The sequence below is a fragment of the Streptomyces sp. NPDC091387 genome (assembly GCF_044756945.1).
Classification (GTDB): Bacteria; Actinomycetota; Actinomycetes; order Streptomycetales; family Streptomycetaceae; genus Streptomyces.
Genome location: NZ_JBIVTZ010000029.1, coordinates 66,056 through 73,223, shown reverse-complemented (window position 1 = coordinate 73,223; position 7,168 = coordinate 66,056). Strand labels below are relative to the sequence as shown.

The 7,168-nt window shown below is 69.7% G+C and carries 4 protein-coding genes and 2 pseudogenes; 1 reads left to right on the top strand and 5 read right to left on the bottom strand.

The window, feature by feature from the left end:
• The 4 genes and pseudogenes from ACIQM0_RS36935 to ACIQM0_RS36920 form a co-directional block, all read right to left on the bottom strand.
• Window positions 1-64: pseudogene (locus ACIQM0_RS36935) on the bottom strand (hypothetical protein); the annotation flags it as partial.
• A gap of 344 nt (window positions 65-408) precedes the next feature.
• Window positions 409-471 (bottom strand): annotated as a pseudogene (locus ACIQM0_RS36930) (hypothetical protein); the annotation flags it as partial.
• Window positions 468-1,448, bottom strand: coding sequence for a hypothetical protein (locus tag ACIQM0_RS36925; RefSeq protein ID WP_401295165.1), 981 nt, complete (start codon window positions 1,446-1,448; stop codon window positions 468-470). The pseudogene ACIQM0_RS36930 and the gene ACIQM0_RS36925, both read right to left, overlap by 4 nt.
• Window positions 1,449-1,514: 66 nt before the next feature.
• On the bottom strand, window positions 1,515-2,960 hold the full coding sequence (locus tag ACIQM0_RS36920; RefSeq protein ID WP_401295163.1) for an LLM class flavin-dependent oxidoreductase: 1,446 nt from the start codon (window positions 2,958-2,960) through the stop codon (window positions 1,515-1,517).
• Between the two features lie 222 nt (window positions 2,961-3,182).
• Between ACIQM0_RS36920 and ACIQM0_RS36915 the strand changes: the two genes are divergently transcribed.
• Window positions 3,183-5,696, top strand: coding sequence for an ATP-dependent Clp protease ATP-binding subunit (locus ACIQM0_RS36915; protein WP_401295161.1), 2,514 nt, complete (start codon window positions 3,183-3,185; stop codon window positions 5,694-5,696).
• A gap of 126 nt (window positions 5,697-5,822) precedes the next feature.
• Here ACIQM0_RS36915 and ACIQM0_RS36910 read toward each other — a convergent pair whose 3' ends face one another.
• Window positions 5,823-7,106, bottom strand: coding sequence for a geranylgeranyl reductase family protein (locus ACIQM0_RS36910; RefSeq protein WP_362962108.1), 1,284 nt, complete (start codon window positions 7,104-7,106; stop codon window positions 5,823-5,825).
• Window positions 7,107-7,168 lie beyond the last annotated feature (62 nt).

Here is a 7,168-nt window from a genome sequence, read left to right as displayed (position 1 = left end):
CGATGATGGGGTCGACGCTGAGGAAGCGGCCGAGGGTGGGGTCGTATTCGCGGGCGCCGAGGTGGGTGAGGCCGGTGGGGTCGTTGGTTCCGCCGACGAAGCCGCGGGTTTCCGAAGGCCGTTGACTGTGAGGATCTGAGCTGGCCGAAGGGGAGTTGTTTCCTTCGGGTGATGGCGAGGGTTCCTACGGCGATGGCGCTCATCGCGGTGCCTTGGTGGTCGCTGATGAGGTAGGAGATGGTTCCGCCGGTGCGGACCGCGACGGTTTCTCCGTTGTGCGTGTAGTAGCGGGTACCGGTTTTGGTGCCGTTCGCGGCCAGGTCGAGCTGGTCGCCGTCGGGCAGGGTGAGGGTGCTGGGAGCCATCGGCGTTCTTGGTGATGAGCCGGTTGCCGTCGGCGTCGTAGAGGTAGCTGCTGGTCTTGCCGGCCTCGGTGAGGGTGGCGAGGTGGCCCTCCGGGTCCCAGGTCAGGTTCTGGGTGGTGGTGCCGATGGTGCGCTTGGTGGTGTTGCCTGTCTCGTCGTACTCGAAGGTGCTGGTGCGGCCGTTGTCCGGGCCGCCGTTGACCTTGGGCTGCTGCACACCGTGGGGCAGGCCCGTTCCGGGCGCGGGGTGGGTGTAGGTGGTCGTCGCGTCCGTGCCGGTGGTCGTGGCGGCGTGGTCGGTCTGCTCGGTGCGGTTGCCCAGGCCCATGCCGCGGAGAGCCGGCCCAGGGGATCGTTCTTGAAGCACTGGGTGTCGGTGGACTTCTGCGCGTCCTGGCCGCTGACCGATGTCACTCCTGTGACGTTACCGGCGGGGTCGTAGGAGTACGAGGTGTCGTCCACGCGCTGGGGTGCGATGTCCCGGTCGGTGATCTGCCGGGTCATGCGGCCGGTGTGCTCGTCGTAGATCTGGGACTTGTAGACCTTCTTGCCCAGCGTGCCTCCGTACTCGAGTCGCTGGGAGCGGGAGAACTCGTCGTAGGTCGTGTTGGAGACCAGGACGCCAAGTCCTCCGCTGACCCGGAAGGGCAGGTCGTCGCTGTTGTAGTTGGTGGTGACGCGGTCGGCGGGAATGTTCCCGACAGCCGGGTTCAACGTCCAGAGCAGAGCCCCGGTCTCGGGCTTGTAGCCGTAGGTCCAGGTGTACGTACCGGCCAGTCCTCCGGCCGCGGAGGGAACCGTGGTGATGGTGGAAGTGGGCTGGTAGCGGTCGTCGAAGGCCCCGGCCGCGGTGGTGTACGCGGCGCCGTCCACGTAACGCGTGCTACTGGTGAGCTGCCCCTTGGCCAGGGTGTCGTAGGTCCACTTCGCCAGTACGGTGTCGCCCTGCTTGACGCCGGTCTTGCGTCCGAGCTTGTCGTACTCCGTGGTCAGGGTGATGTGACGGTCGTTGGTCACAGCCGTGACGCGACCGGCGTCGTCGTACGTGTTGTGGACCTCGCCCTGGTCCGGGTCGTCGACCACGGTCTTCTGGCCTCGGCTGTCGAAGGTGTAGCTCCAGACGTTGCCGTCGGGGTCGCGTGCGGAAGGTCAGACGACCACGTTGTGGCGGGCGATCGGGTCCAGGAGCTGTTCCTCCTCGTAGGTGAGATGGGAGAGGAGACAGTCGGCGAGCCTGTCGAGGACGGTGCGGACCTCTTCCAGGCGGGACGGGTCCTCGACCATCGCGACCAGCACCTCGTCCAGGCGCGCGATCAACGAGGCGATCAGCTTGTGTTCCTCTTCCAGGCGGGTCAGCACCGGCGTGAGGTCCTCCTGGGCGTCGCGCAGCTTGCCGAACATCACCTCGTCCTCCAGCAGGTGGTGCTGGGTGACGACCCGGCAGTACGTGGCGCAGAAGGCGCCCAGCGACCAGTAGTTCTGGCGCATGGTCATGGCGTTGAGGAACGAGCGGGCGGCGGCCGGGCTGTCGCGGCCGGCCAGGACCTCGCCGACCGCGTGCTGGAGCTGCGCCAGTTCGTCGCGGAGGCTGTCGTGGACCAGTACCAGGGTCTGGGCGGCGCGCTCACCGGCGGCACTGGGGGCGGGGCGGTCCGGGTGCGGCGGCGGTGCGACGGGGCGTGCCGAGGGGTCGAGCCGTCGGTGCTCGACCCGGGCGTCGTGAGGGAGTGCGCCGGGGGCGGCGGGCGTGCCGCGTTCCTGGGCGACCGCTTCGCGTACGGCTGGGGCCACCTCCGCGGCGAAGCGCATCAGGGCGCCGGCGCCGTCCGCGTTCACGCTCAGGAGGAAGCCGCTGAGGCCGTGCGTGAGAGCGAGTTCCGTCAGCTGGGCGGTGGTGAAGGAGGGGTCGACGATGTAGACGCGGCGCACGGCGGACGGCTCCCGTCCCACCGTCCGCGCCCCTTCGTCCACGGTGCGCATCAGACCGGCGAGTTTCTCGGGCGGGGCGTAGGAGGCGCTGCCGAGCCAGCCGTCCGCGAGCCGCCCGGTCAGCCGCAGCATGCGCGGGCCGTAGACGCCGAGCCAGATGCCGACCGGGTGGGCGGGCAGCGGTCCGGGTTCAGCGCCCGCGAGCCGGTAGTGGGTGCCCTCCATACGTACGCCCGGACCGTCCGTCCACAAGGCGCGCAGCACGCCGATGGCTTCCTCCAACGCCGCCACGGACTCCCCCGGCGTACGGCGCGTGCCGCCCATCGCCTCGATGGCGTCCCAGAACGCGCCTGCGCCCAGGCCGAGTTCCACCCGGCCGTCGCTGAGGAGGTCCAGTGTCGCCACGCTCCTGGCCAGCATGGCCGGGGGCCGTAGCGGCAGGTTCGCCACCGCGGGAACCAGCTTGATGCGGCGGGTCACCGACGACAGGTGCGACAGCAGCGTCCAGGTGTCCAGGAAGGCCGGCTGGTACGGATGGTCCTGCACCCCGAGGAGGTCGAGTCCGGCCTGGTCCGCCTCTTGGGCGAGTCGTACGAAGGCACGGTGGCGGGCGGCCTCGGGCGGCGCGAAGCAGCCGAAGAGGAGGTCGTGGCCGAGGTCGGGCATCAGGGTGCTCCTCCGGTCCGCGGGCGGCACAGACTCCCAGCCTCACCCAGGTCACCTCATCCCGCACGGCGGCCGCCGTGACGCCGCCCGCCGCCCGCCGGCGATCTCGCGGAGACCCGGGAGGCAGTCCCTGGCTGTGCCCTCAGGGGGCGTTTCCTCGGGTTGCGGAGGCAACGGCACCGGGTTTGAGTGGGAGGCACCGTCAACGCACGAGGAGTTGCCATGTCGATGGGGTTCGGTTCACCTTTCGGGTCGTCCGACCCTTTCAGCGAGATGCTCGACCGCTTCTTCGGTACGTCACCGGCCTCGTCGCCGCCGGCCGTGCAGCGGGTGCCCATCGGCCGCCTCCTCACGGAGTCGTCGCACGAACTTCTCGGCCTGGCCACGCAGAAGGCCGCGGAGAACGGGACGTCCGACCTCGACACGGAACACCTCCTGTGGGCGGCCACTCAGGTCGACCCCGCGCGGAGCCTCCTCGCCCAGGCCGGTGTCGACGTCGACACGCTCGCGGCCCGGATCGCCGAGGTGCTGCCCCGGGAGGCGGGCGAGCCGTCCGCGACACCCGGGCTCACCCCGGCGGCGAAGCGCACCCTCGCCGCCGCCTACGCGGGCTCGCAGGCGGCGGGCGTGTCCTACATCGGCCCCGAGCACATCCTCGCCGCGCTCCTGGAGGACCCGGACTCGGGTGCCAACCGGTTCCTGCGCGCACAGGACGTGGACACCCAGAAGCTGCGGGGTCACGCGGACCGGGCGGACGGTACTCCCGCTGCCGGGAAGCAGCCCTCGACGACCCTGGACGAATTCGGCCGGGACCTCACGGAGGAGGCGAAGGCGGGCCGGCTCGACCCGGTCGTCGGCCGGGCCGAGGAGATCGAGCAGACCATCGAGATCCTCTCGCGGCGCTCCAAGAACAACCCGGTGCTCATCGGTGAGCCCGGAGTCGGGAAGACCGCCATCGTGGAGGGGCTGGCCCAGAGCATCGTGGCCGGCGAAGTGCCCGAATCCCTGAAGGGCAAGAGGGTCGTCTCCCTCGACATGTCCGGCATGGTGGCCGGTGCGCAGTACCGGGGCCAGTTCGAGGAGCGGCTGAAGAAGGTCATCGAGGACGTCCAGGAGGCCGGCGGCGACATCATCCTCTTCATCGACGAACTGCACACGGTCGTCGGCGCGGGCGCGACGGGCGAGGGGGCGATGGACGCGGGCAACATGCTCAAGCCCGCACTCGCACGGGGCGAGCTCCACGTGGTGGGAGCGACGACGATCGACGAGTACCGCAAGCACATCGAGAAGGACGCCGCTCTGGAACGCCGCTTCCAGCCCGTCCTCATCCCCGAACCGAGTGTCGAGGAGACGGTGCAGATCCTCGAAGGGCTGCGCGACGCGTACGAGGCGCACCACCAGGTCCGCTTCGCCGACGGAGCCCTGACCGCGGCGGCGGAACTGTCCGACCGCTACATCAGCGACCGGTTCCTGCCGGACAAGGCGATCGACCTGATGGACCAGGCGGGTGCCCGGGTACGGCTGCGCAGCGCCGGCCGTTCCACCGAGGTCGTCAGCCGGGAGGACCGCCTCGCGAAGCTGCGACGCGAGAAGGACCAGGCCGTCGCCGGCGAGGAGTTCGACAGGGCCTCTGACCTGAAGCGGCAGATCGCCGAGGTGGAGGGCGAGCTCGCGGGCGTCGAGGAGCGCCGCGAGGGCGTCGTCTCCGTCACCGCCTCCGACATCGCGGACATCGTCTCCCGCAGCACGGGGATTCCGGTCTCCCAGCTCACCGCCAGCGAGAAGGAGAAGCTCCTCGGGCTGGAGGAGCAGATGCACGACAGGATCGTCGGCCAGAACGAGGCGGTCACCGCGGTCTCCGAAGCCGTGCGCCGCAATCGCGCGGGCATGGGCGACCCGAACCGGCCCGTGGGCTCGTTCCTCTTCCTGGGCCCCACCGGCGTGGGCAAGACCGAACTCGCCAAGACGCTCGCCGAACTGCTCTTCGGCGACGCGGACCGGATGATCCGGTTCGACATGAGCGAGTTCCAGGAGAAGCACACGGTCGCCCGGCTCGTCGGCGCGCCTCCCGGGTACGTCGGCTACGACGAGGCCGGTCAGCTCACCGAGAAGGTTCGCCGCAAGCCGTACAGCGTGGTGCTGTTCGACGAGGTGGAGAAGGCGCACCCCGACGTCTTCAACACGCTGCTGCAGATCCTGGACGACGGCCGCCTGACGGACGCGCAGGGCCGCACGGTCGACTTCCGCCACTGCGTGGTCATCATGACGTCCAACATCGGCGCCCACCGCATCCTCGCGCACAAGGGCGATGCCGCGGAACTCAAGGACGAGCTGATGGACGACCTGCGGGGACGGTTCCTGCCCGAGTTCCTCAACCGGATCGACGACATCATCATCTTCCACAGCCTGACCGAGGAAGACCTGTCGGAGATCGTCGACCACCTCCTGGACCGGAGCAAGCACCGCGTCCACGCGCAGGGCATGACGCTGGAGGTGACCGAAGCGGCGAAGAAGTTGCTGGTCGCCCACGGCTACCAGCCGGAGTTCGGCGCCCGCCCGCTGCGCCGCACCATCCAGACGGAGCTCGACAACCGCATCGCCTCACTGCTGCTGAGCGGCGAGAGCGACCCCGGCGACACGATCGTCGCCGATGTGCGGGACGACTCGCTCCAGTGCACGGTCCGCAAGGGAGCCGGCCGGCCCGTGGAGGAAGCGGAAGCGGAGGAAGCTTCCTGACAGCGCCGGTCCCTTGCCCGTCAGCGGGGCCGTCACTTCTCATCGACGTGCACGGCCCCGCTGATCAGCCAGTGGCTCGGAAACAGTTCGTCGGACGCGGTTCCGGGAGACAGGCGAGGCCCCCGGTCACGAACGCGGCGCCACCTTCGTCAGGCCGTTGATGATGCGGTCCATCGCGTCGCCGCCCGTCGGGTCGGTGAGGTTGGCGAGCATCTTCAGGGTGAACTTCATCAGCAGCGGGTGCGTCAGGCCGCGCTGGGTGGCGACCTTCATGACCTTCGGGTTGCCGATCAGCTTCACGAAGGCGCGGCCCATCGTGTAGTAGCCGCCGTAGGTCTCCTTGAGCACCTTCGGGTAGTTGTTCAGGGCCAGTTCGCGCTGGGCCGGGGTCGAGCGGGCGTGGGCCTGGACGATGACGTCGGCCGCGATCTGGCCCGACTCCATGGCGTACGCGATGCCTTCGCCGTTGAACGGGTTGACCATGCCGCCCGCGTCACCGACGAGCAGCAGGCCCTTGGTGTAGTGCGGCTGGCGGTTGAAGGCCATCGGGAGGGCGGCGCCGCGGATCGGCATCGTCATGTTCTCGGGGGTGTAGCCCCAGTCCTCCGGCATGGACGCGCACCACGCCTTGAGGACCTCGCGCCAGTCCAGCTCCTTGAAGGCGGAGGAGGAGTTGAGGATGCCGAGGCCGACGTTGGAGGTGCCGTCGCCCATGCCGAAGATCCAGCCGTAGCCGGGCAGCAGCCGGTCCTCGACGCCCCGGCGGTCCCAGAGTTCCAGCCAGGACTCCAGGTAGTCGTCGTCGTGGCGGGGCGAGGTGAAGTACGTACGGACCGCGACGCCCATCGGGCGGTCCTCGCGGCGGTGCAGGCCCATCCCGACGGAGAGCCGGGTGGAGTTGCCGTCGGCGGCGACCACGAGGGGGGCGTGGAAGGTGACCGGGGTCTTCTCCTCGCCGAGCTTCGCGTGCACGCCGGTGATCCGGCCGGTGCGGGGGTCGGTGATCGGGGCGCCGACGTTGCAGCGCTCGTACAGCCGCGCGCCGCCCTTCTGCGCCTGGCGGGCCAGCTGCTCGTCGAAGTCGTCGCGCTTGCGGACCAGCCCGTAGTCCGGGTAGGAGGCGAGATCCGGCCAGTCCAGCTGGAGCCGGACGCCGCCGCCGATGATGCGCAGGCCCTTGTTCCGGAGCCAGCCGGCCTCTTCGGAGATGTCGATGCCCATGGAGACGAGCTGCTTGGTGGCGCGCGGGGTGAGGCCGTCGCCGCAGACCTTCTCGCGGGGGAAGGCGGTCTTCTCCAGGAGGAGGACGTCGAGGCCCGCCTTGGCGAGGTAGTACGCGGTCGTGGAGCCGGCTGGGCCTGCCCCGACGACGATCACGTCCGCGCTGTGTTCGGACAGGGGCTCGGTCACGGTCGGATCTCCCGAAGACTCGAAATCGAGTGCCGCGCGGCACATGGCCAGGGCAGTCTATG